Below are 22427 nucleotides of genomic sequence, written 5' to 3' on the forward strand. Positions count from 1 at the left end.
GTCTTATCTATACTTATAAAGAGAGAGATGAATATGAAACTTTTATGAAAATTATTGCTAGCGAGATTGAAACTTTGCAGCAAACATCTCAAAAGCCTGATATTATAAAAATTTTAGGAAAAGAGCTAATTTTGAAGGATTTGTATAAATATCTTTTTCCAGATTATGTAATGAAAATGCTAATTGAAAAAAGACAGGTTGACCTTTTAGAAATATTGACTGAAGAAAATAAAAGTTTTAGATTTTTCCTTTCATATATTGCAATTGAAAACGTAGTTGATGAAAATAAAGGATTGAAAAATGAAATTAAAAGTGGGTTACTTTCTATTCCTAATGAAATAGATCATATAGGAGAAACTAAAAAGAAAGAACTGAAAGAAAAATATTTTACAGAAGTAAAGATAGAAAATTGGGTTGTCTAATGTTTTTTTGTAAGATTGATATTGGTTTGTATTTGATATGACAAAAGTGTCTTTAAGTATTCAAACTTCGTCAAGCCAATTGTATAAAACAAAAAAATGCGCAATTCTCATTGCGCATTTTTCATATATAAAATCTTCTCAAGAAATATTATTTCCCTCCCAACAACTTCTCTAAATACTCAACCTTTTCCTTCTCAGCCAAAACCAAACGCTCATAAAGCTCAACAACTTTATCAAGAGGATTGAAAAATATATTCTAAGAAATCATCATCTTCACTCCCAAAATATGCTTGCAAATCCCTCTTTTGCCCTTATAAGCCGTAAACCAGTCGCAAGTACATCTTTGCGAATTATGGTCGATAATGACTTTGTGTACAACGCCAGAACCTTTTACTTTGGCTTCGATATAATCGGCTCTGCATTCGACGATTTCGATGTCTTCGTTCGCTAATAGTTTTTTGGCATTTTTAAGTCTTGGGTTGAGCGATAAAATACGTTCGGTTTTAAAAGGCAGACGACGATAGAAATGTGCTTTTTCGCTTAAATCATAGCCCAATAATCCCATCGAGGATAAATTCGAAGTCAGATTGTCCATAGTGCCAAAATCGATATCATTTTCGATAGAAAGCATCGTTGGGTCAAAAGTTTCATTCGATTTTAATAAACTGTTCAATCCGTAAACCCATTCTATAGGTAAGTTTTCGGTCATGGTTTCGAGTACATTTCCTTCGCCCGAAAATCCTCGGTACGAATCAGGAGAAAAAGCCATGAGAAGCTGCATTTTTCCAAATTCGGCGACTATTGCACAAGTTTGTTTGTCTGCCGATTCGTAAATGAAGATTTTGTCTACGATAGCCAGAATTCCTTCTAACAAACGCAATCTTTGCACACCGCCAATTCTAACACTATCGGCTGTAGCCAAAGTCGAAAACATAAATTTACCGGCTCTTTTGGTGATGAAGAAATCACCTTTTACGGTTCCTTTTGGTAAACTTTGAAACAACTGAATCGTCTGGATTTTATTCAGTTCAAACTTAATATCCATATCTGCGAGATACAACTGAACGCTCGTTAAACCTTTTATCCAGCGCATAGGCAAAGTCACTTTTTTCTCGGTTACTTTTGCTTTGCTGGTAATTACCTGAACATCCTGCTGACCCACGGCAAGGGTTACTTTTTCGTTTTTCTGAATCGCATTTAAAGCGTTCAGCATCGGATCATTAAAATCGACATTCGTGGTTCCGTTGGCGATAAATTCTCCGTCGATCGCTTCTGGTTTCATATCCAGTCGTACATAAACACCATTACAAGACGAAAAACCTTCGAAACGCAATCGTTCAGATCCTGCCGAAACGATAGGATCACGCAAACTTGGCGGAATAGGCCCAAAACTGGAGCGAACCACTTTGGCAATCGTAGTCCAGCATTTTGCGGTAACATAAGGATCTGTCAGGCTTCCCCAGAAAAAACACGGAATGTTATTGACTTCCTCAATTTCGGTTTGGTGCGCCAGGACCAGATTGTTGATGCCTTTGGTTTTACTGTAAGTGGAAATTCCTTTATAATTATATTCGAGATCTGTCATTTTTCTTTATTTTAAAATTTGCTTAATCAATGATTTAAGCGATGCATTATCTTTCCATTTTTCGAAGAAAACAATGGCTTCCGCAGATGGTTTCTGATTGGTTTTGGTTAAAATATCAAGATAGTTTTCTATTATTTTTTTGAAGTTCGTTGGCAATTTATCTTTTAAATCCAGATGAGCAAAGAAAGAGTTTAGCAACTTCAATAAAGCATTGTTATGTAAAGGAGAAACATCTTTTATGGCAATTAATCCGTCGGCTAATCTTAAAAATACACCATATTTTTCGGTGGTCAAATACGCTATTTTCTGAGCAAAAAGTTCAATATCTATCGCTTGTTTTTCGATTAAATGCATCAAAACTTCTGATGCCATTAATCGTAAATCTTTCTTTTCCTGAAAGAAACAGCAGGCATATAAAAGCAAGCTAATATCTGAGAATCGAAATTCAGGTCTGTTGATAACGTCCAGAAAACCTTTTAATTCCGGTTTTGCTCCATCGGCAATATTACAATTGTGTAATAAAGTCAACGCGAGTGCATCTGAGTTTTGCGGAGTAAGGCTGTGCCAGAAATAAGTATTTCCCGCATAATTGATGTTATAATCCCAAGTGTTTGATCTCTTGTAAACATCCTGGCTGTACAGTAAATAATTAGGAATTTTAGAATAATTCGGCAAGTCGAATTTTAGTTCGTACCAAGATGGCGTTCGTTCTTTTTCTTTGGTTTGATAATTCGTCCATTCGTTCCATTTTTCCTTAAACTCTACCTGAGGTTTAAAAGGAGCCACCACAAACGGAATATCTTTTAGATAAGTATTTTCGAATTCCGGGAAAGTATCGTTTGGATAAAATGTTCTTGCTGCAACCGCCCAAAGGGATAAGTTCCCTGTTTCTTTGGTGGTTTTTCCCATTGTTGCCAATAGTTTCGAAAATAAAGATGTAGAATCTAAGTTCAGTTTTTCATCAACACCAAGACAGAACGTTAAAAGCGGTTTTATTTCACCTTCAATTTTATCCAATAACGGAATGGCTTCCTCGATATTTTCTCTGGGCATACGGGCAATGGCAATAGCTAAATCGGTATAATCAATTTCTTCTTTTGTATTTTGATACGCAATAACCCTTTCTAACAAAACCTTTGGCGCAACCCAATACGGTTTATGACTCGGGAAAGAGAGCAGGGGCAAAGTAGAATTTGAATCTATTTTTTGCTGTACTTTTTCGAGTAAAGGCTGCATTAACAAAGTGGTAATAATCTTTGAATAATGATTGACTTTGCTATTGAATTTGTTATCGATGTTGGCGATTTTAGATTGTAAAAATGCCTTCACGAAATTTTTGTGAGTTGCTTCAAAATAATGTTTCTGCAATTGCTTTTCATAAGGCTGCAATTGCGCGCTATAATCTGCCGGAAACAAATCTCGCTGCGAGATATAAATGTTCAGTAAAATTTCTGAATCTACTGTTTCTTCTGAATTGATGAAATTTCCAAACTGAAAAACAACATCGTTCCAATCCTTCGGCAACTGAACTTCTTCTGTAAGGAATAATTCTTGTTGAGGTTCGAATGTGTATTCTTCATGAGCAGCATCATCGACAATTAAAGCTTCTTCGTCTAAAAACTGGGTTAATCCTGATTTGATATTTCCCTGCATCAGCGTTACGTATGAGGATAATTTCTCTTTAAGCACTTTATCTTTTACGTTGGCAATTTTGGTAATAATTTTGGTAGCGCGTTCCTGTAAAGCAAGATCGGCAATCACATAAACATCGGCAATAATGGATGATATAGTGGCGCTTAGTTTTGGGTTTGATTTATTTATTTTCTCGAGAATTGGTAAAACGTTTTTAATAGCTGCTTTACAATCGCTGCGCATCATTAAAGGTTCAAGCCATTCGAGAAATGATTTGGTTTTGAATTTTGGATGATCGTAAATTTTCTTAATCAATTCAATTCCGTAACTCGTTATGGGCGGATATGGATTGTGTAGAAAAGAGAATATATTTTCCTGCAACACGATTAGTTCATCGGCAGTAACATTAAATTCTTCGATTCTTTTTCTAAAGAAAGATTTCAGGTTATTGTTCCATTCTTTGGTTTGAATCTGGATGGCATTTTCGATAAAAAACGCACGTTCCATCTTTTTCTCCTCTAATAAGGATTTATAAATAACAGCCCAGGTCTGGAATTCATCATGTTTCTGTTTGTCATTCTCCCTAAAGAAACTGTTGTGCAGAATGGTTTCATAATTAAACAATTCCGGAATATCTCTTTTCCAGGTTAGTTGATCATTTAATGAATTATTAATGAATCTTCTGGTCTTCATCTTCGAACGCCATTCATTTGTTGCGGCAAGAGTCAATGCATATAATTCAGGATTAAATGCTAATAAATGCTGCTCTTCGAGTTGGCGCATTGTATGATAATTAAATCCTACCCAATCTTGCCTTTTTACTTTGTCTAAAATAAAAGTATCAAGCCAATTGGGTTTTGCCCATAATAAAACCTCCATCACCTGAGGTTTTTCATCAATTTCGTTCAGCAAGCTCAAAGCTTCATCCCAGGAATTGATATCTGCTTTATCAAATAAGGCGATTGCACTTAGGGTAATAATATCACTTTGTTTTTTATCGCCGCGGGTTCCCCAGCCATAATCGTGTTTGTCTTTTTTTACATAACCCGGATCTTTGGTAAGATCAGTATAGGTCATAAAATAACGTTTACTTTTCTTGATCAGTTTTTTTAGAGCTTCAATATTCCCCTTTGATTTTTCTTTCAGGAAAGGCAATAGCAAATCTATATTTTTAGATTTTACAATTGCGTCGTATTCTTCCAGAACTTCATCAGATTTTGCGCTTTTAGCGGTTTTAGGTTTTGAAGCTACAGCAACATCACCAGTTTCTGAATATCCTTTTTTTACTTTTTCGGCCAGTATTTTTTCTGCTGATTTCAGACATTCTTCGTCTGTAGAAAATGATTTGGTTTGAGAAGTTCCCGATGTTCCGTTTTTGCCGTAAGTCACAGTGTATTCTAATCCTGTAACTTCAATTTGCCAAAACTTATCAGAATTTCCGTCTATGTATTTTAAATATTTTTTCATAGTTTTTTAAAGACTGAATTTGATAAAAAATAATGTGTGCGTATATTCTCAAAAATATAAAATTATTAGTGTTTATAGGCTTTTTTAACGGAAAATTTAGGTTAAAATTGATCGCTGTCTGATAAATATTTCAGTGCGAATACTATGCAAATGTTAAAATATATTGTACATTTGATCCTGAAATGGAAACAAAACACATATATATCAATCTGTCAGTAAGACAATATAGTGATCGTTTAGCCGGATTTATCTCGGCTGAAGGTTCAGGATGTAATATGTATTTTAATGAATTGAAGTGTAAATTGTAGTTACAAACTCAACATAAATATATAAAAGCGTCCTTTTCGGGGCGCTTTTTTTGTTTTTTCACACTGAGATAAGTCGAAATACGACACTTTTCCGACAGGGGCGGAATCGTTCAGAATGATAATTTAGATTACTTAGTAGGACAGGAAATGATAAAAAATAACTTTTAACTAAAAAAAAATAAAATAATAATAGATGAAATGTTACATGATACGACTAATTAAGGAATTATACTCTTGAAAAGTAATTTGATGATAGACAGTCAATTGATAAAAATAAGAATCTGCACCAGTATGCGGACAGCCATTTCTATGCTTTTTAAAGATTTAAATAACTGACAATCAGTAAAATAAATATTAAAAATGATTTGGATAATTGATCTTTTCAACTATATCTTTGTCGAAGAAATTTGAAGATAGAATTTCAAACAACAATGATTTAAAAATACAATACAACAAATAAGATGGATTTTAAATATAAAACATATAGCGCAGCATTACAAGCCCCAGGATTCGTTTCGGGATGTTTTACAATACAGGTGCATGAATGGCAGTAGGATACATATGTCTTACTCAAATCTCATGAAGCACCTTTAATCGGGTGCTTTTTTTATGCCTAAAAAGTAAAGTTTGCCACTAAGGCGCAAAGGCACAAAGATTCTTTATAAAGAAAAGAATTGAATCAAAGATTTCGCGTTTTTGCGAGAGGCAGAGAAAGTATTAAAGAAGTAAAAAACTTAGTGTCTTTGAGCCTTAGTGGCAAGTAAAAAATAAAGCTTTGTGCCTTAGCGCCTTAGTGGCAAATTAAAAATTAATAAAATAAAAAAATATATACCATGAACAACAATACATTAGATAGATACAAAAAAGCGATTAGAAAAAAATACGAGATAGAAAAAGAAGGCGAGTACTTTGATTATTTGTACAGTCCGTCTCGTGGAAAACTACGTGATTTCTGTTGGCTTATTTTCGAGAATGGAGTAACTCAGGATGACTTAAATGTTTTTAGAAATTTATTTTCTATAGATTTTGATTACACGAAAAAGAAGAAATTTAAGGATCAAAAAGACAAGTTCAGACCTATCGAAACCTTCTTGAAAGGAGAAACAGATCCTACGAATATTGATGCAATAAATCTGGCTGCGATTATGGTTGATTTTCAACCGCGTCCTTTTAAAAACTTTAATAAAGTATGTAGAATGGAAGATGCAATACAAGTTGAAAACAGCTACAATGCTAAAGCAGTTGTTGAAGCAGAGAAAAAGATCAGAAAAAGAGCTGGTTTTGCAGAAAATGAAAAGTCAGGAGAATATTCTGGGAAAAAACGTCTTTTTTCAAATTTCGCCACTCTGTTCGCTAAAAGAGGAGATCAGAAGAGCTATCCGGAAAAAACAATCCGTTTCTCGAGTGGTTAGATACTCATTTGTCAATTGAAGGAAATCTTCGTGAAATAAAAAACGGCTGTCTTGTGAGACAGCCGTTTTCGTTTGGTTATATTATTTTGATTTAATTATGATCGTAGATTTTAAGATAAAGATCTTTATAAATTTCTTTAATGATTTTACGTTTTAGTTTTAGGGTAGGAGTCAATTGTCCGCCATCGATAGACCAGACATCAGGAGTTAATTCAAAACGTTTGATTTTTTCCCAGTGACCAAATTTCTCATTGATTTTTTCTACTTCTTCGTCAATACGTTTAATGACATCTGTATTTGCACTAATTTCAGCATCTGTGCTTCCTAAAGTTACTTTATGCAGTTTTGCCCATTCTTTTACAAATTCAAAATTAGGCTGGATAAAAGCAGCTGGCATTTTTTCTCCATCGCCAATTACCATGATCTGCTCAATAAAACGAGATTGTTTCATTGCATTTTCAATTAGTTGAGGTGCAATGTATTTTCCTCCTGAAGTCTTGAACATTTCTTTTTTACGATCTGTAATTTTCAGGAAACCTTCACTGTCAATTTCTCCAATATCCCCAGTATGGAAATATCCGTCTATTAAAGCTTCGGCAGTTTTTTCAGGATCTTTAAAATAACCCAGCATTACGTTTGGTCCTTTACAAAGAATTTCTCCGTCCTGAGCAATTTTAACTTCAACGTTGCGGATTGGTTTACCAACAGTTCCAATCTTGAAACCTTTATTTCTTTGGTCGTTTACAGCAATTACCGGAGATGTTTCAGACAAACCGTAACCTTCCATAACCGGAATTTCGGCAGCAGCAAAAACTCTTGTTAAACGTGGCTGTAAAGCGGCACTTCCTGAAACCATTAATTCTAAATTTCCTCCCAAACCTTCTTTCCATTTACTAAAGATAAGTTTGCGGGCGATTTTTAACTGAAATTCATACCAGAAACCATTAGCTCCGTAAGGCTCATATTTTAAACCTAAATCGATAGCCCAGAAAAATAATTTTTTCTTGATTCCGGTTAGTTCACCACCTTTGGCATAAATTTTATCGTATACTTTTTCTAAAAGTCTTGGTACAGCTGTAATCACTGTAGGACGAACTTCTTTTAGGTTGTCGCTAATTTTATCAATTGATTCACCAAAATACACAGAAACACCATAAAATTGATAGATGTACAAAATCATTCTTTCAAAAATATGGCAAATAGGCAGGAAGCTCAATGCAGTACTTTTTCCCGGATCAAACGGAATTCTTGGTGCACTGTCTAAAACATTCGACACAATATTTTTGTGCGAAAGCATAACCCCTTTTGGTCTTCCAGTGGTTCCTGAAGTATAAATAATAGTAGCCAAATCGTCGGTATGAATACTGTCTTTTCTGGCTTCAACTTCATTCTGATTACTTTCGTCTTCACCAAGTGCCAATAAATCAGTCCAATGTTTACAGCCTTCGATTTCATCAAAAGAATAAACTTCTTTTAAGCTAGGTACATTTGCTTTTATGGCATTTACTTTGTCAAGTACTTCGCGGTCAGAAACAAAGCAGTACATACTGCCGCTATGATTTAATATATATTCGTAATCTTCTTCCGCAATTGTTGGATACACAGGAACATTTTGCGCACCGGTTTGTAAAATACCAATATCCATGATATTCCATTCTGTACGATTGTTCGATGTGATCAGGGCAATTTTATCATCTTTCTGAATGCCCAAACGTAATAATGCTCTCGAAATAGCATTAGCTTTTGCAATATATTCCTGGCTAGATGTTTTTTCCCAGACTCCATTTTTTTTGGTTGCTAAGGCAACTTGAAGATTGTAAGTTTCCTGTTGATAATAGGGAAAATCAAAAAGGCGTGTGATTGGAACCATGTTTAATATATTGAATTTTATTGCAAATTAAATAAAAATAAGGTATGATTTTTAAATTTATGAAATTTTATGGGAAAAATTATAACTACTACAGAAAATTTACGAAAACGTTTTCTTTTTTATAGAAATTCTTTCAAATATAGAGAAAAATTTATTTTATGATAGAAAATTCAGATAAACTATTGAATGTTATAATCAACATAATCTTTTACTCTTTCCCCCATTAAAAACATTTTTTTCTTGGCAAAATGAATAGAAAACTGGGAATAAGTCCAGGCCTCGCTATCGTTTGTTCTGAACCAAAATGTGTACGAAGCACTATTGAATCCTTCTTTAAAAACCGGAATTCCTTCCTCTGTACATTCAATTCCCCAGTTGATCTTGGTTTTGCTTAAATCATCTGCCTGGATAACACCGGTACCATCAGGATTTAAAATTGTAACAGGCGCTTTTTGCCCTGTAAGGACGTAGGTTCCGGGAACAGGGTAACCAATAGTGGTAGTGATAAAATGATCACGGCCGTTATATGTAATCTGATCTACGTGAACTTGAGAATGGGAGGATGTAAAAACAAAAAATAGTGTAATAAGTAATAAATGTGCAGTTTTCATTCTATGTAGGTTTAATTATTTTGGGAGCTAAAAAAATCCGGGCTGATTTTTTTGGCGAATATAGTTCAAAATTTCCATTGAAAAATGAATCCAAATAACAAGAATGAGTTTTTTTACTGTTTTTATTTTTGCCGAAATATTACTCTGTTGAAAACTGATTTTCTAATAGTTTTTCTTTAAAATCAGATTTAAAAGTATAGGCAAAAGTAAGCATCAATGCACGTGTATCAGACTTAGAAGTCCGGTTATTGCTAAAAAGTAAAGTATTGTTTTTATAACCGCTTTCTAAGGTATTGAACATATCAGTAACAACCAATCCTAAACGGGCATTTCCTTTGCCTAATTTTTGCTGAAACCCCATATCGACATTATAAATCGGTATTCTTTTTCCCTGTGCCGTCGCCAATTCCGAATTGTAATTGCCAATTACCTGCAATTTCCCGCCTTTCCAGGGAACAAAATTATTAATGATTTTTCCGTACCAGCTAAAGGCGTTATTTACGGTGTTCTGCACTAGATTCGAGGCATCAACATGCTGCTGAAAAGCCGTGATGCTGATATTGGCGTCATAGAAACCAACAGGCTTCAGACTAAAAATAGTTTCTAAACCATACGTTACAGTACTTCCTATATTTCGGGGCTGCAGGAAAATAACTCCATTGTCTTGTAGTTCTGCATATTGTCTGATGGCATCAGTGGCATTTCTGTAAAAAGCATTGGCAGAAAAAGAATAGGCAGACCATTCTTTATTATAACTCATTTCGGCGATATGAATAATTTCAGGTTTTAGATACGGATTTCCGCCATGAGGATTTAATGCATCGGTAATATCTATAAAAGGGTTTAAATCATCTAAATCCGGGCGATTGATACGTTTGCTGTAACCCATTTTTACGAATTCATCTGATGCCAAATTCAATTGTAACGATCCCGATGGGAAAATTTTTAAATAATGATTAGAAAAATTGTCACTGTTATTTTGCGTTTTGCCATTGTTTGAAACCTGTTCTGCGCGCAGCCCCAGATTGTATTTCCATTTGGGATTTTCTTTTTCGCCTGTAAACGAATTCAGCATTCCGTAAACAGCATTGATTTGTTCGTTATATTCAAAACCGTTACTGGCTAAAGGATTGATAACATACTTATCATTCGTTTTATCGGCACTTTGAAAATCAGAATTAAAAAAACGAAATGTTCCTTTATAACCGGTTTCAATAATTGATTTTTCAGCAACAGGAATCGCATAATTTACAATGGCGTTGGATATGTTTTCATGCTCGTAATTGTGCGTTCTCTGTAGAGTAGCATCACCAATTTGTGCATTATACTGATCATAATTATAAGTATCGATATCTGTATTTTCTTTGTGTTTATTAAAAGAAGAAGTAATACTTGCGTTCAGGCTTTTTCGATCATCGGCAAATTTTCTGTCGTAACTAAAAGCCAGTTCACCAACTTTTGAACGCTCTAATTCTAATGAATGCCTGATGTTATCAGAGAAAAACTGATTTGTAATGGTGTTTACCAGAGTATGCAAAGTCTCATCATTATCCTGACTTTCTATATTGCCTAAAGCTTCAAATGAAAAGCTGTTTCGTTCGTTGGGCGAAAAATCAATATTGAGTTTTAGATTTTGTAAACCTTCAGTTCGCTCATCATTTCTGTTTTGATTGATAAAATGTTCATCATCAATAAAATTATTGGTTCTTTCGCCTTTTATTTTTTTTGTTCGGCCGGCAAAACGATTGTCATATCCCAAACCAAAATTCCATTTATCCGTTTTCTGATTCAGCAGAACCGAACTGTTCAGTCTTCCTTTCGCTCCAAATCCGCTGCCAAAAACTACAGCACCATTAATTCCGCTTTGATTGTTTTTTTTGAGTTTGATATTGATAATTCCGCTTTCAGCATTGGCATCATACTTAGCGGTAGGATTACTGATAACCTCAATGCTTTCGATACTGCTTGCCACAATCTGATCCATATTAGTAATGGCAGAATTTTTTCCGTTAATTAAAATCATCGGAGATTTTCCTCTCAGCGTTATTCCTCCGTCAGCATCAACGGCAACAGTCGGAATACTTTTTAGCATATCTGTTGCAGTTCCTCCCGATTGTGAAATATTTGAAACCGCATTAAAAACAAAACCTTCGTCTGTTTTTCGGATTTGTTTCTTTTGAGAATTCACCACAACGGCATTCAGTAAATTAGTATCGCTTTGTAAAGTTATCGTTCCAATAGTGATTGGAGAACCAGCAAGTTTTATTTTTTGAGTATAAGTTTTAAAACCAATTAATTTGAATTGCAATTGATACTCACCTGAAATAATATTGTCTAAAACAAAATTTCCTGCAGCGTCTGTAACTGAATATGCCGCAACTTTCACAGAATCTGTTGTGGTCTTTAAAATAACATCGACAAATTCAACTGCAAGTTTTCCGTCAGAAACAACTCCTTTTATAGAAGAATTTTGTCCAAATGAAAATTGGCTTAGTGTAAATAAGGTAATTAAAAGTGATAAATTTTGTCTCCATTTTTTCATGAGACAAAGATATTTATAGCAGTAAACAGAGCTTCTTAAAGTACCTTAAGATATCATTAAATTAGTCTTAGAGTCTATTAAGTAAAGGTTTTTTGCTGAGATTTTTTTTGCCACCAATTTCGCGAATTAATTATTGTACTTGTTTACTTAATGCAAATAATTAAGCACTTTTTTAAATCATTTTAGTTCTTTAATCTGTGGCTTTGAAAAAAAATACAGATTAATAATTAGCGATAATTCGTGAATTTTTTGTCAAAAAAAAACGCCCGAATCATCGGGCGTTTTAGTAATAAAAATATATTTTTAGATTTTCTCAATCCATTTTCTTGCGTTTACAAAAGCTTCATGCCAAGGCGAAACTTCATCGTTTCTGTCTTTTGGATAATTCGCCCAGTTCCATTGGAAAGTCGAACGCTCAATATGAGGCATCATTACCAAATGTCTTCCGGTTTTGTCACACATCATTGCCGCGTTATAATCAGATCCGTTAGGGTTTGCTGGATAACCTTCGTAAGCATATTTAGAAACAATGTTGTAGTTTTCTTCGGCAAGAGGCAAATTGAATTTTCCTTCTCCGTGAGAAACCCAAACTCCCAAAGTACTTCCGGCCAATGTCGATAACATAACCGAATTATTCTCCTGAACCTTTACAGACGTAAAGATACTTTCGTGTTTCTGGCTTTCGTTATGCAGCATTTTTCCGTGAACTTCATGCTCCGGATTTATCACTTCCAATTCCATGAATAATTGACATCCGTTACAGATTCCAACAGATAAAGTATCTTCTCTTTTAAAGAAATTATCTAAAGCTGTTTTTGCTTTTTCGTTGTATAAGAAAGCTCCGGCCCAACCTTTGGCAGAACCTAAAACATCTGAATTAGAGAATCCTCCAACAGCACCAATAAACTGAATATCTTCAAGCGTTTCACGACCGGAAATTAAATCGGTCATGTGAACGTCTTTTACATCAAATCCGGCTAAGTACATTGCATTTGCCATTTCGCGTTCAGAATTACTTCCTTTTTCACGAATAATAGCTGCCTTAGGTTTTGGTTTCGAAGCGTCGATTATAGGTTTTTTTCCTGTAAAGTGTGCCGGGAAAGTATATTGTAAAACCTGATTTTTATAGTTTTCGAAACGTGCCTGAGCTCTTCCGTTTTTAGATTGTTTTTGATCTAATAAATAAGAAGTTTCAAACCAGATATCTCTGTATTTTTTAATGTCTAAAGTCCAAAGTCCAAGGTCTAAAGTTTCAGTAGTTGTCGCTTTTCCTAATTTGAAAAATTCGATATTATTAGCTTTTAATTTAGCTTCAACAGCTGCATCAGATTTAGCCTGGAAAACGATTCCGATGTTTTCTGAGAAAAGGATTTTCAATAGATCTTTTTCTGCGAAAGCACTAAAATCAATTTTTGCTCCAAGATTTACATCTGCAAAACACAATTCTAGTAAAGTTGTGATTAAACCACCGCTTCCGATATCGTGACCTGCTAATATTTGGTTTTCGCCGATTAATTGCTGAATGGTATTAAAAGCATTTTTGAAGAAAGAAGCATCTTTTATAGTAGAAGTTTCTTTCCCGATAGTGTTTCTGATTTGTGCAAAAGACGAACCTCCTAATTTGAAATTATCCTGAGACAAATTAATATAATAAATAGAATCTCCGTTTTTCTGTAAAACAGGTTCCACTACTTTTCTAATATCTGTACAGTTTCCTCCGGCAGAAATAATAACCGTTCCCGGTGCGATTACTTCGTCGTTTGGATATTTTTGTTTCATCGAAAGTGAATCTTTTCCTGTCGGAATATTGATTCCTAATTCGATTGCAAATTCAGAACAACCTTCAACAGCAGCGTACAAACGAGCGTCTTCACCTTCGTTTTTACAAGCCCACATCCAGTTTGCTGATAATGAAATTCCTTTTAAACCATCTTTTATTGGCGCCCAAACAATGTTTGATAACGATTCTGCAATAGCATTTCTGCTTCCTGCAACAGGATCAATTAAAGCCGCAATAGGAGCGTGGCCAATAGAAGTTGCGATTCCTTCTTTACCTAAATAATCCAGAGCCATAACTCCAACATTATTCAATGGTAATTGAAGCGGTCCTGCATTTTGTTGTTTGGCTACTTTTCCACCCACGCAACGGTCCACTTTATTAGTCAACCAGTCTTTTGAGGCAACAGCTTCAAGACGTAAAACATCTTGTAAATATTTTTCGAAATCTGCCTTGTCATAAGAAACATCAGCATATTTTCTGTCAATAGTTTTGTCATTCATAACCGTTTTAGGAGAACTTCCAAAGAAATCTTCTAAAGCATAATCCATCGGTTTTGAACCATTTGATTTTGATTCGAAAGTAAAACGGTGATCTCCCGTTACATCTCCAACCTGATACATTGGCGAACGCTCTCTGTCAGCAATTCTTTGCAAAATATCGATATCTTTCTGACCAATAACCAATCCCATTCTTTCCTGAGATTCGTTACCAATAATTTCTTTTGCGGAAAGTGTTGGATCTCCAACCGGTAATTTATCCAAATCGATTAATCCACCCGTTTCTTCCACTAATTCCGAAAGACAGTTTAAGTGTCCTCCAGCACCGTGATCGTGAATAGAAACAATTGGGTTATGATCGCTTTCTACCAAACCACGAATGGCATTGGCAGCACGTTTTTGCATTTCCGGGTTTGAACGCTGGATTGCATTTAATTCAATTCCTGAACCAAAAGCCCCTGTATCTGCAGAGGAAACCGCAGCTCCACCCATTCCGATTCTATAATTTTCTCCACCTAAGATTACAATTTTATCACCTTCTTGTGGTTTCTTTTTTATCGCCTGATCTAATTTTCCGTAACCAATTCCGCCCGCTTGCATGATTACTTTATCGTAACCAATTTTACGGTCGTTTTCTGAATGTTCGAAAGTCAAAACCGAACCTGTAATAAGCGGTTGACCAAATTTATTTCCAAAATCAGAAGCTCCGTTTGAAGCTTTGATCAAAATGTCCATTGGTGTTTGGTACAGCCATTTTCTTTCTTCAACAGCATTTTCCCATTTTCTGTTATCATTCAAACGAGAATATGAAGTCATGTAAACCGCAGTTCCTGCCAATGGCAACGAACCTTGACCACCTGCAAGACGGTCACGAATTTCTCCTCCAGAACCTGTTGCAGCTCCGTTGAAAGGCTCTACAGTAGTGGGGAAATTGTGTGTCTCTGCTTTTAAAGATAAAACCGAATCAAATTCTTTTATTTCGTAATAATCAGGTTTGTCCGCTGATTTTGGTGCAAACTGCTGCACTTTTGGTCCTTTTACAAAAGCAACGTTGTCTTTGTAAGCAGATACTATATCGTTAGGATTTTCCTGTGATGTTTTTTTGATTAATTTAAAAAGAGAAGTCTCTTTTTCTTCACCATCGATGACAAAAGTTCCGTTGAAAATTTTATGACGACAGTGTTCAGAGTTGGCTTGTGAGAAAGCAAAGATTTCAGAATCAGTTAGTTTTCTTCCTAATTTTAAAGCAAGATTGTCTAAATAATCTACTTCTTCCTGGCTTAGAGCCAAACCTTCTACTTTGTTATAAGTGGCGATATCATCGATTTCTAAAATCGGTTCTGGCTGAACGTTGATCGTAAAAATCTTCTGATCTAATTGATTGAATTTTTGTGAAAGCATCGGATCAAAATCAGTAAAATCTTCCGTTGCAGGATGAAATTCCTCAATTCTGATAATGCCCGGAATACCCATGTTTTGGGTGATTTCTACAGCATTTGTACTCCAGGGTGTGATCATTGTGGCACGAGGACCAACAAAAAAATCCGTCAAGGCGGATTTTTCGATCTTATTGGAGTTGGCAAAAAGCCAGTTTAGTTTTGAAATGTCTTGAGCCGAAATTTCGTTTTGCGTTTGTACGGCAAAAACAGTTTTGCTTTGGTTTTCAAAGAAATGGATCATTGTTTTGTGTAGTTTGTTGTATTGAGGTGCAAATTTAGTGTAAATAAATAGCAAGCGCAAATTTGAAAACGAACTCTTTTGAAAAAGTTAGATGATTTTTTTTGAACCCTGTAAGCTACATAAGTTCATTTTAGAATTATGAATAACAATATCGAATTGTTTAAGATCTCAAGGACGCAAAGTTTATTTTTTTTCTGTTATCTTTTTTAGAGCTCTTTGGTAGTCTTTTTCAGATTTGGCACTGCCATCATCCGTTATTTCAATATGATAATTATGTACTTTATTGTTTTTGATTTTATAAAATGCAGCCCAATTGGTGCCGGAATTCACATGACTCTCAATAAGATTGTATTTTGAATTGTAACTCGGATTTTTTATTTCGTTGAAACCAATTACTTTACTGAAACTATTCGTTTTTGGATGGTATAAATACAAATTGTAAGTCCAATTGCTTCTTACGTCAGAAATATTTTGAACCAGAATATCTTTTATTTTATCATTGTTGAAATCCTGAAACTCAATTTTCTGTACAAGACTAAAAATAGAATCTTTTACTAAAACAGAATTTTTGCCATTTAGTTTTTGATTGATGATTAGAATCGAATTTTTTTCGCCATCATAACCTTCACTTTCGGCTTCAAAATTTTTAATTTTTATAGAAATTCCTTTGTTTTTATAAATAGAATCACATTCAACAACAGTTGTTTTTTGAGCAAACAAGCTGATGAAGCATAACAAGCAGAGTATTGTCAGGAAACTTCTTTTCATATAGTGAGTCAGTTTTTAAAACATAGTAACTTATTAGTAAATTTTTACTTAGCAAAAACCGCACTCTGGTATGCACCCAGATCCGGGGGAGAAGTTCGGGTTTTTCCAATAATATCTTGGGGAATATTATAGGACTGATTGCCTTTCGCAAAAGCGGCAGAAGTATTGTCAATATTAAACTTGTTCTGTGAAACATTATAAAATTTAGGATTTTCATTTAGAATAATCTGGTTATAATGTAAAGCATCCGTTTTAAACTGGTAATCGGGATTGGTGGTTGAGCTGTTAAACTTCAATAAACAATTATTCAGCTGATAAACAAATGCAGCGTTAGTGCTTTTGTTTAAATTGAATTCGTTCGTACTTGATCCGTAAATAATGCAATTGTTGAAAGTGGCCTGTACAAGATCATTCGAAACAGGACTCATACCGGCTAAAGTATTGCTTAAGCTGACAGCGAAACGAGACGTATTTTGCCAATTGTTGTTGAAGGTGGAATGAGTAAAAACATAATTCCCGCCATAAACACAGGACAAACCCGCTAAGCCAGCGTAGTTAATTACAATGTTTTCTCCGTTAATATTGGCGTTTTGAGCTAAGATTCCGTATTCAGCACAATTGTAAATTTGTGTATTCTTGATTTGAATTGTGGTGTTATCAGGACTTTTTATGCTTAAACCTGTAATGGCATTTTTTAAAGTAAGATGATTGATCGAATGATTTATGCTTCCGTTAGCCAGAATAACAGAATTCCATTGTCCCGGAATATTATCGTAAAGCGATTCCAGTCGATCTCCTTCAAAGATAACTTCGTTTTCTAATTTCCCGGTGGCAGACACAGCTCCGTTAATTTGCAGCGATGCTTTGTTGTCTACATAAAGACCGGAATTAGCATGGAAAAATACTCTGGCTCCGGCTTGAAAAGAGACGGTTTTATTTTCGGGAACACCTGCAAATCCATAAATAACATAAGGTTTTTGGTTGGTAAACAGTAATTCATTTCCGTTAACAGGATCATTTTCATCCAAATAAAAACCATCGACAGGTTTGTTGTCAATTGTGATTTTCTCTTTTGTTCCGTCGGCATTTTGTTTCGGATAAAGAAAAACAGCATCCTGAATCAGGGTTACCAAAGCTACTTCCTGAAGATTGGCGCCGCTGTCAAACTGAATTTGATCGGTATATAAAAAATCCGTAGGATCAGCATCTGTAATATCTGCAGTCGTTTCTATAAAAATATACAAACTGTCTTTGGCTAAAAGAGTAACTTTATTAAAGATTTTACCATTGTTTCCGCTCATTCCGTCAACCGTCATTCGGTATTTTGAATTCAGGCCATTTTTAAGTTGAATCGTTGGAATCGAAATGTCGTCTTTACTGGTATTGTAAACTTTAAGCTGGTACGTGCCTGAGCCAATATTTTTAAAAACGGTATCTAAATAAACGGTGTCTTTTGAGAACTTTAAATTTCCGGAACTGGCAACAGTATCAAAATCAGTTCGGCAAGAGCTGAAAGTTGTAAGTAGTCCAAAAATAAAAAGTATAAAGTATTGACGCATTTGTTTCTGTTTTTGCCACTGATTTAAAAGATTAAAAGGAATTTTATAAAATTTTTAATCTGTGATAATCTGTGCAATCTGTGGCAAAATAAATGAATTTTCGGCCTCAGATCAATATTGATTGTTTTGGTAAAAATAACAAAAAACTTACATGTTTGAAGTCGATTTTTAATTTAGAATTGCATTTTCGAATTTGTATCTCTTCTTTTCTTTAATTTTACGATTTTAAATTCCATTTTAATGAATTACACAAAAGAGCAGATTTTAGCGCGTTGCAACGAATTTTCTAAAAACACGCTAATGGAAACGCTAAAAATAGAATATATAGATGCTGGCGAGGATTTTTTAACTGCAAAAATGCCAATAAATCCTTCCGTTCACCAACCCATGGGACTTTTGCACGGAGGAGCTTCTGTAGCTTTGGCAGAAAGTGTAGGTAGTGCAGCGTCATTTTTTTTCATCAACCCAAAAGAACAGGAAGTACGCGGCATCGAAATTTCGGCCAATCACTTAAAAAGTATTCGTGAAGGCTGGGTTTTCGGGACAGCGCGAATCATACATAAAGGAAGAAGTATTCATCTTTGGGAAATTAAAATTACTGATGAAGCCGGAAATTTGATTTCGCTTTGCAAACTGACGAATATGGTTTTGGAGAAAAAGAAAACAGAATAGAACATGAATGACTTTTTTTCTAAAATAAAAAAACATTACGAAAAGCATTTGCCTTTTGTGATGTATTCTAAGCCTAATTCTGCAAGTGTTTTTGGACTTTTACAACAAAATGATGCGTTATATAAAATCTCAAATTATAAAGAAAAGGGTTTTGTTTTTGCTTCTTTTGATGAAAAACAACTTGTTTTGATTCCGGAAAATGAAGCTGAAATTATAACGACAGAACAAGAGGAACTTTCTTTTGAAACTATCGAAATCGAAGATTCAGTTTTTGATGAAGCTGCTAAAATTCAGTATGAAGATTTAGTTGCTAAAGGAATGGAGGCGATTAAAAAAGAGGAATTCAAGAAGGTTGTTCTGTCAAGAAGCGAAAAAGTTGATTTAGCTGAATTTGACTTTATAACCACCTTTCAGCATTTGACTCAATTGTACCCAACGACTTTCTCATATTGCTTTTTTCATCCTCAAATTGGATTCTGGATGGGCGCAACGCCGGAACAATTACTGAAAGCAAACGGAAATGTTTTTGAAACCACAGCTTTGGCAGGAACTCAAAAAGCAAATTTAGAAACTGAAATTCTCTGGCAGCAAAAAGAGAAAGATGAACAACAATATGTAACAGATTTTATTGTAAAAAGATTGCGTGAGGTTGCTGCTTCGGTTAATGTTACGGAGCCTTACAGTCTGAGGGCAGGATCTATCTGGCATATTAAAACGGATATCTCGGGAGTTTTAAAGGATAATTCGACCCTTGAAGAAGTGATAGATACCTTGCATCCAACTCCTGCTGTTTGTGGTTTGCCAAAGAAAAAAGCAAAAGCATTTATCATAGAAAATGAAAACTACGACAGAACTTTTTATACCGGATTTTTGGGTGAATTGAATAGTAGTTTCGCTGGCAGCGATATTAGTTCTGATTTATTTGTAAATTTACGAAGTATGCAAATTCAGGATCGTAAAGCTATCTTGTATATGGGATGTGGAATAACAAAAGAGAGTATTCCGGAACATGAATGGGAGGAAAGCGTCAATAAATCAATGACGATGAAAAGAGTGTTGAACTCAAAATAAGAAGAGAATAGAATAAAGAGAATAGATAATAAAAAGTCAATTTTAGTTTTTAGATTGAAATTGATTTTTGACATTGACATTATAAAGTATGAAGTTAGATATATTAGCCTTTGGTGCACATCCGGACGATGTAGAATTGGGTTGTGCGGGAACAATTTTAAAAGAAATATCTCTTGGCAAGAAAGTAGGTATTGTTGATTTAACGCGTGGCGAGTTGGGAACGCGTGGTACAGCTGAAACCAGAGATCAGGAAGCAAAAGACGCAGCTAATGTATTAGGTGTTTTGGTTCGTGAAAATTTAGAGATGAGAGATGGTTTTTTTGCTAATGACGAAAAGCATCAGTTAGAAGTTATTAAGATGATCCGAAAATACAAGCCAGAGATTGTGTTGTGTAATGCGATTGACGATCGTCATATTGATCATGGAAAAGGAAGTAAATTAGTTTCTGATGCGTGCTTTTTATCAGGTTTAATGAAAATTGAAACTTCGATTGACGGACAGAGCCAGGAAGCCTGGAGACCAAAAGTAGTGTATCATTATATTCAGTGGAAAAATATCCAGCCAGACTTTGTAGTAGATATTACAGGTTTCGAAGATAAAAAGGTAGCGGCGATCATGGCGTATAAAACTCAATTTTATGATCCAAACTCAACAGAACCTGTAACGCCAATTACAAGTAAAAACTTTTTTGAAAGTGTAAATTATCGTGCGCAGGACTTAGGTAGGTTAGTTGGTAAAGATTTTGCAGAAGGATTCACTGTTGAAAGGTGTTTGGCAGTCAATAGTTTAGAAAGTTTGATGTAGTTTTAGTAAAATTTTTTCATTTTTTTCTTTGGAGAAGTAAACCTTTGTTGTATATTTGCAACCGCAAAGAAAAATGGTGGTTGTAGCTCAGCTGGTTAGAGTATTGGTTTGTGGTGCCGAGGGTCGCCGGTTCGAACCCGGTCAGCCACCCAGGATTTTAAAGCCTTGAAGAAATTCAAGGCTTTTTTTGTGTTTGTAATTTAAGTCCTAAACATTGGTAGATCACTACGGAAAAAAATAATGCCAGGTTTAGAAAAAAAAAACTTAATATTGAAAAAAGGTTAAGAATATAAGCATTGTGGGTTTTGCTTCAGTTAATATGTTTTGATTTCAAATCTATAAGATATGTGATTTTCTGTAAATCTAACATCTACAATGTTTAAGTGATGGTTTGTTGGTTATTACAGTTTGTTTGTAAATCATTTTATTTGATTAAAAGTATTTTATTGCTTAATATCTCCGGTTTTGAGTCCTTTTTTCTTTGTAAAAGAAAACCTTTGTTGTATATTTGCACCCGCAAAGAAAATGGTGGTTGTAGCTCAGCTGGTTAGAGTATTGGTTTGTGGTGCCGAGGGTCGCCGGTTCGAACCCGGTCAGCCACCCAGGATTTTTAAAGCCTTGAAGAAATTCAAGGCTTTTTTTGTGCGTTTATTTTTTGGTAAAATAAAGAGCGGCTAAAAAAAAAGTTAGGATCAAACGCAAAGCTTGGGGATTAGCCAAAAAGTTAGTGTATGATTGGTTTTAATATTTGATTTGTTATTGTTTGAGATTTGGGGATAAGGGTAATGTGGGTATGAATATGGAGTGTGTTTTTTCTCTTATATATAAGGAAGGGTTTTTGGTTCTGTAGCCTGGTAGTTTTTTTTAAGATTCCTATATATAAGGAGTGGCTTGTTTAGTTGATGGCTCGAGGCTTCGGGGAAGCTTATTTAGTGTATTCTTGGGATTTGGAATTTGCGGATTTGAATGAGGAGCTATTTCCTGCTGTGCGCTGCAATCTTTTGTTTCTCCCGATAGCTATCGGGACCGGCACAAAAGGATTTTCGCTTCCATCAGGGATATGGCGGTTGTTTTTATAAGAAGTATATCTATATATAGTAGGAAAAGAAACTTTGTGTCTTACTGACTGCTCAAAAGCAATCAAACTAATCAAACCAATCAAAATGAAACTTTGTGCTTTAGCGTCTTGGTGGCAAAACCGGCTAAAGGTATAAAAACTGTTATGAAGTATTGTTACAAAGTAATCGAAAAACCACCCAAAAAGCTGTGAAGTCTATAAAAGCCGACTGTCTTGCATGGCTGGTATTGCTGAAAACACAATAGACTTCAGAAAATTCCTTAAAAGATAAAAAATGATGATACTCTAATATTGGTGTTATCAGAGTGTTAAGAAAAAGTTTCGAAAAACATTGAAATTATATAATGAAAAGTCTTGTAAATGTAAATAAAGGTGGTACTTTTGCACCCGCAACAACGAGAGACGTTCACTGAAATACTGGCAAGAGAGATTAATTAAAAGGAAAATTTATTTTCTGAAAAAGATTAAAAAAAGCTTGCGAGATTTGAAAACAGATGTTACATTTGCACCCCGCAAAACAACGGAAGTTCATTGAGATATTGGTTGGGAAATGAGAAGAAAAGGAAAAGAAATTTTCTAAAAAAAAACTTCAAAATTTACTTGCCAGTTGAAAATAAATTTTCTACTTTTGCACCCGCTTTGAGAGATAAGCGAAACAAAACAGAAGA

The 22427-nt window shown here is 34.7% G+C and carries 13 protein-coding genes, 2 tRNA genes and 1 pseudogene; 7 read left to right on the forward strand and 9 right to left on the reverse strand.

Translation table 11 applies throughout. The features are described from left to right. On the forward strand, window positions 1-422 hold a 422-nt coding region (locus B0A67_RS21725), incomplete at its 5' end, for a hypothetical protein (protein WP_207557374.1). A gap of 148 nt (window positions 423-570) precedes the next feature. Here B0A67_RS21725 and B0A67_RS25250 read toward each other — a convergent pair. From B0A67_RS25250 to B0A67_RS21740, 3 genes and pseudogenes are all read right to left on the reverse strand, one after another. Beyond that, window positions 571-669: pseudogene (locus B0A67_RS25250) on the reverse strand (transcriptional regulator); the annotation flags it as partial. A 9-nt stretch (window positions 670-678) separates the two neighbouring features. Beyond that, window positions 679-2007, reverse strand: a complete 1329-nt coding sequence (locus tag B0A67_RS21735) for a hypothetical protein (RefSeq protein ID WP_072962748.1) — start codon at window positions 2005-2007, stop codon at window positions 679-681. Window positions 2008-2013: 6 nt separating this feature from the next. After that, window positions 2014-5106, reverse strand: coding sequence for a DUF6493 family protein (locus B0A67_RS21740; RefSeq protein WP_072962752.1), 3093 nt, complete (start codon window positions 5104-5106; stop codon window positions 2014-2016). Between the two features lie 1141 nt (window positions 5107-6247). Between B0A67_RS21740 and B0A67_RS21745 the strand changes: the two genes are divergently transcribed. After that, window positions 6248-6826, forward strand: coding sequence for a hypothetical protein (locus B0A67_RS21745; protein WP_072962755.1), 579 nt, complete (start codon window positions 6248-6250; stop codon window positions 6824-6826). A 91-nt stretch (window positions 6827-6917) separates the two neighbouring features. On the opposite strand, the gene B0A67_RS21750 is transcribed toward B0A67_RS21745, so the two are convergent. From B0A67_RS21750 to B0A67_RS21775, 6 genes are all read right to left on the reverse strand, one after another. Further along, window positions 6918-8696, reverse strand: a complete 1779-nt coding sequence (locus tag B0A67_RS21750; RefSeq protein WP_072962758.1) for an AMP-dependent synthetase/ligase — start codon at window positions 8694-8696, stop codon at window positions 6918-6920. Between the two features lie 179 nt (window positions 8697-8875). Beyond that, window positions 8876-9307, reverse strand: coding sequence for a hypothetical protein (locus tag B0A67_RS21755; RefSeq protein WP_072962761.1), 432 nt, complete (start codon window positions 9305-9307; stop codon window positions 8876-8878). Between the two features lie 139 nt (window positions 9308-9446). After that, on the reverse strand, window positions 9447-11849 hold the full coding sequence (locus B0A67_RS21760) for a TonB-dependent receptor domain-containing protein (RefSeq protein ID WP_072962764.1): 2403 nt from the start codon (window positions 11847-11849) through the stop codon (window positions 9447-9449). Between the two features lie 303 nt (window positions 11850-12152). Beyond that, window positions 12153-15806: a phosphoribosylformylglycinamidine synthase gene (gene purL, locus B0A67_RS21765; RefSeq protein ID WP_072962767.1), complete on the reverse strand. Its 3654-nt coding sequence runs from the start codon at window positions 15804-15806 to the stop codon at window positions 12153-12155. Window positions 15807-15989: 183 nt separating this feature from the next. After that, window positions 15990-16574 carry an XAC2610-related protein gene (locus tag B0A67_RS21770; protein WP_123887457.1) on the reverse strand — a complete coding sequence of 195 codons (585 nt, stop codon included), beginning with the start codon at window positions 16572-16574 and terminating at the stop codon, window positions 15990-15992. A gap of 44 nt (window positions 16575-16618) precedes the next feature. Continuing rightward, complete coding sequence (locus tag B0A67_RS21775; protein ID WP_072962775.1) at window positions 16619-18133, reverse strand: hypothetical protein; 1515 nt, start codon at window positions 18131-18133, stop codon at window positions 16619-16621. Window positions 18134-18373: 240 nt separating this feature from the next. Here B0A67_RS21775 and B0A67_RS21780 point away from each other — a divergent pair, with 240 nt between their 5' ends. The 5 genes from B0A67_RS21780 to B0A67_RS21800 all read left to right on the forward strand — a co-directional run bounded on the left by B0A67_RS21780 (window position 18374) and on the right by B0A67_RS21800 (window position 21283). Further along, window positions 18374-18805 (forward strand): PaaI family thioesterase, encoded by a 432-nt coding sequence (locus tag B0A67_RS21780; protein ID WP_072962779.1) that lies wholly within the window; start codon window positions 18374-18376, stop codon window positions 18803-18805. A 3-nt stretch (window positions 18806-18808) separates the two neighbouring features. Next, window positions 18809-19876 (forward strand): chorismate-binding protein, encoded by a 1068-nt coding sequence (locus B0A67_RS21785; protein ID WP_072962783.1) that lies wholly within the window; start codon window positions 18809-18811, stop codon window positions 19874-19876. Between the two features lie 88 nt (window positions 19877-19964). After that, window positions 19965-20681 (forward strand): bacillithiol biosynthesis deacetylase BshB1, encoded by a 717-nt coding sequence (gene bshB1, locus B0A67_RS21790; RefSeq protein WP_072962785.1) that lies wholly within the window; start codon window positions 19965-19967, stop codon window positions 20679-20681. Between the two features lie 76 nt (window positions 20682-20757). Next, window positions 20758-20831 (forward strand) — tRNA-His (locus B0A67_RS21795). 378 nt (window positions 20832-21209) lie between these two features. Further along, window positions 21210-21283 (forward strand) — tRNA-His (locus B0A67_RS21800). The last annotated feature ends 1144 nt before the right edge of the window (window positions 21284-22427 follow it).

Origin of the sequence: Flavobacterium aquidurense (genome assembly GCF_002217195.1) — a bacterium.
GTDB classification, from domain to species: Bacteria; Bacteroidota; Bacteroidia; order Flavobacteriales; family Flavobacteriaceae; genus Flavobacterium; species Flavobacterium frigidimaris.

What these genes read in the sequence shown, in the direction of transcription:
- B0A67_RS21770 (WP_123887457.1), bottom strand. Translation starts at nt 16,574, where the DNA reads ATGAAAAGAAGTTTCCTGACAATACTCTGCTTGTTATGCTTCATCAGC.
- bshB1 (WP_072962785.1), top strand. Translation starts at nt 19,965, where the DNA reads ATGAAGTTAGATATATTAGCCTTTGGTGCACATCCGGACGATGTAGAA.
- B0A67_RS21750 (WP_072962758.1), bottom strand. Translation starts at nt 8,696, where the DNA reads ATGGTTCCAATCACACGCCTTTTTGATTTTCCCTATTATCAACAGGAA.
- B0A67_RS21775 (WP_072962775.1), bottom strand. Translation starts at nt 18,133, where the DNA reads ATGCGTCAATACTTTATACTTTTTATTTTTGGACTACTTACAACTTTC.
- B0A67_RS21760 (WP_072962764.1), bottom strand. Translation starts at nt 11,849, where the DNA reads ATGAAAAAATGGAGACAAAATTTATCACTTTTAATTACCTTATTTACA.
- B0A67_RS21780 (WP_072962779.1), top strand. Translation starts at nt 18,374, where the DNA reads ATGAATTACACAAAAGAGCAGATTTTAGCGCGTTGCAACGAATTTTCT.
- B0A67_RS21755 (WP_072962761.1), bottom strand. Translation starts at nt 9,307, where the DNA reads ATGAAAACTGCACATTTATTACTTATTACACTATTTTTTGTTTTTACA.
- purL (WP_072962767.1), bottom strand. Translation starts at nt 15,806, where the DNA reads ATGATCCATTTCTTTGAAAACCAAAGCAAAACTGTTTTTGCCGTACAA.
- B0A67_RS21735 (WP_072962748.1), bottom strand. Translation starts at nt 2,007, where the DNA reads ATGACAGATCTCGAATATAATTATAAAGGAATTTCCACTTACAGTAAA.
- B0A67_RS21740 (WP_072962752.1), bottom strand. Translation starts at nt 5,106, where the DNA reads ATGAAAAAATATTTAAAATACATAGACGGAAATTCTGATAAGTTTTGG.
- B0A67_RS21745 (WP_072962755.1), top strand. Translation starts at nt 6,248, where the DNA reads ATGAACAACAATACATTAGATAGATACAAAAAAGCGATTAGAAAAAAA.
- B0A67_RS21785 (WP_072962783.1), top strand. Translation starts at nt 18,809, where the DNA reads ATGAATGACTTTTTTTCTAAAATAAAAAAACATTACGAAAAGCATTTG.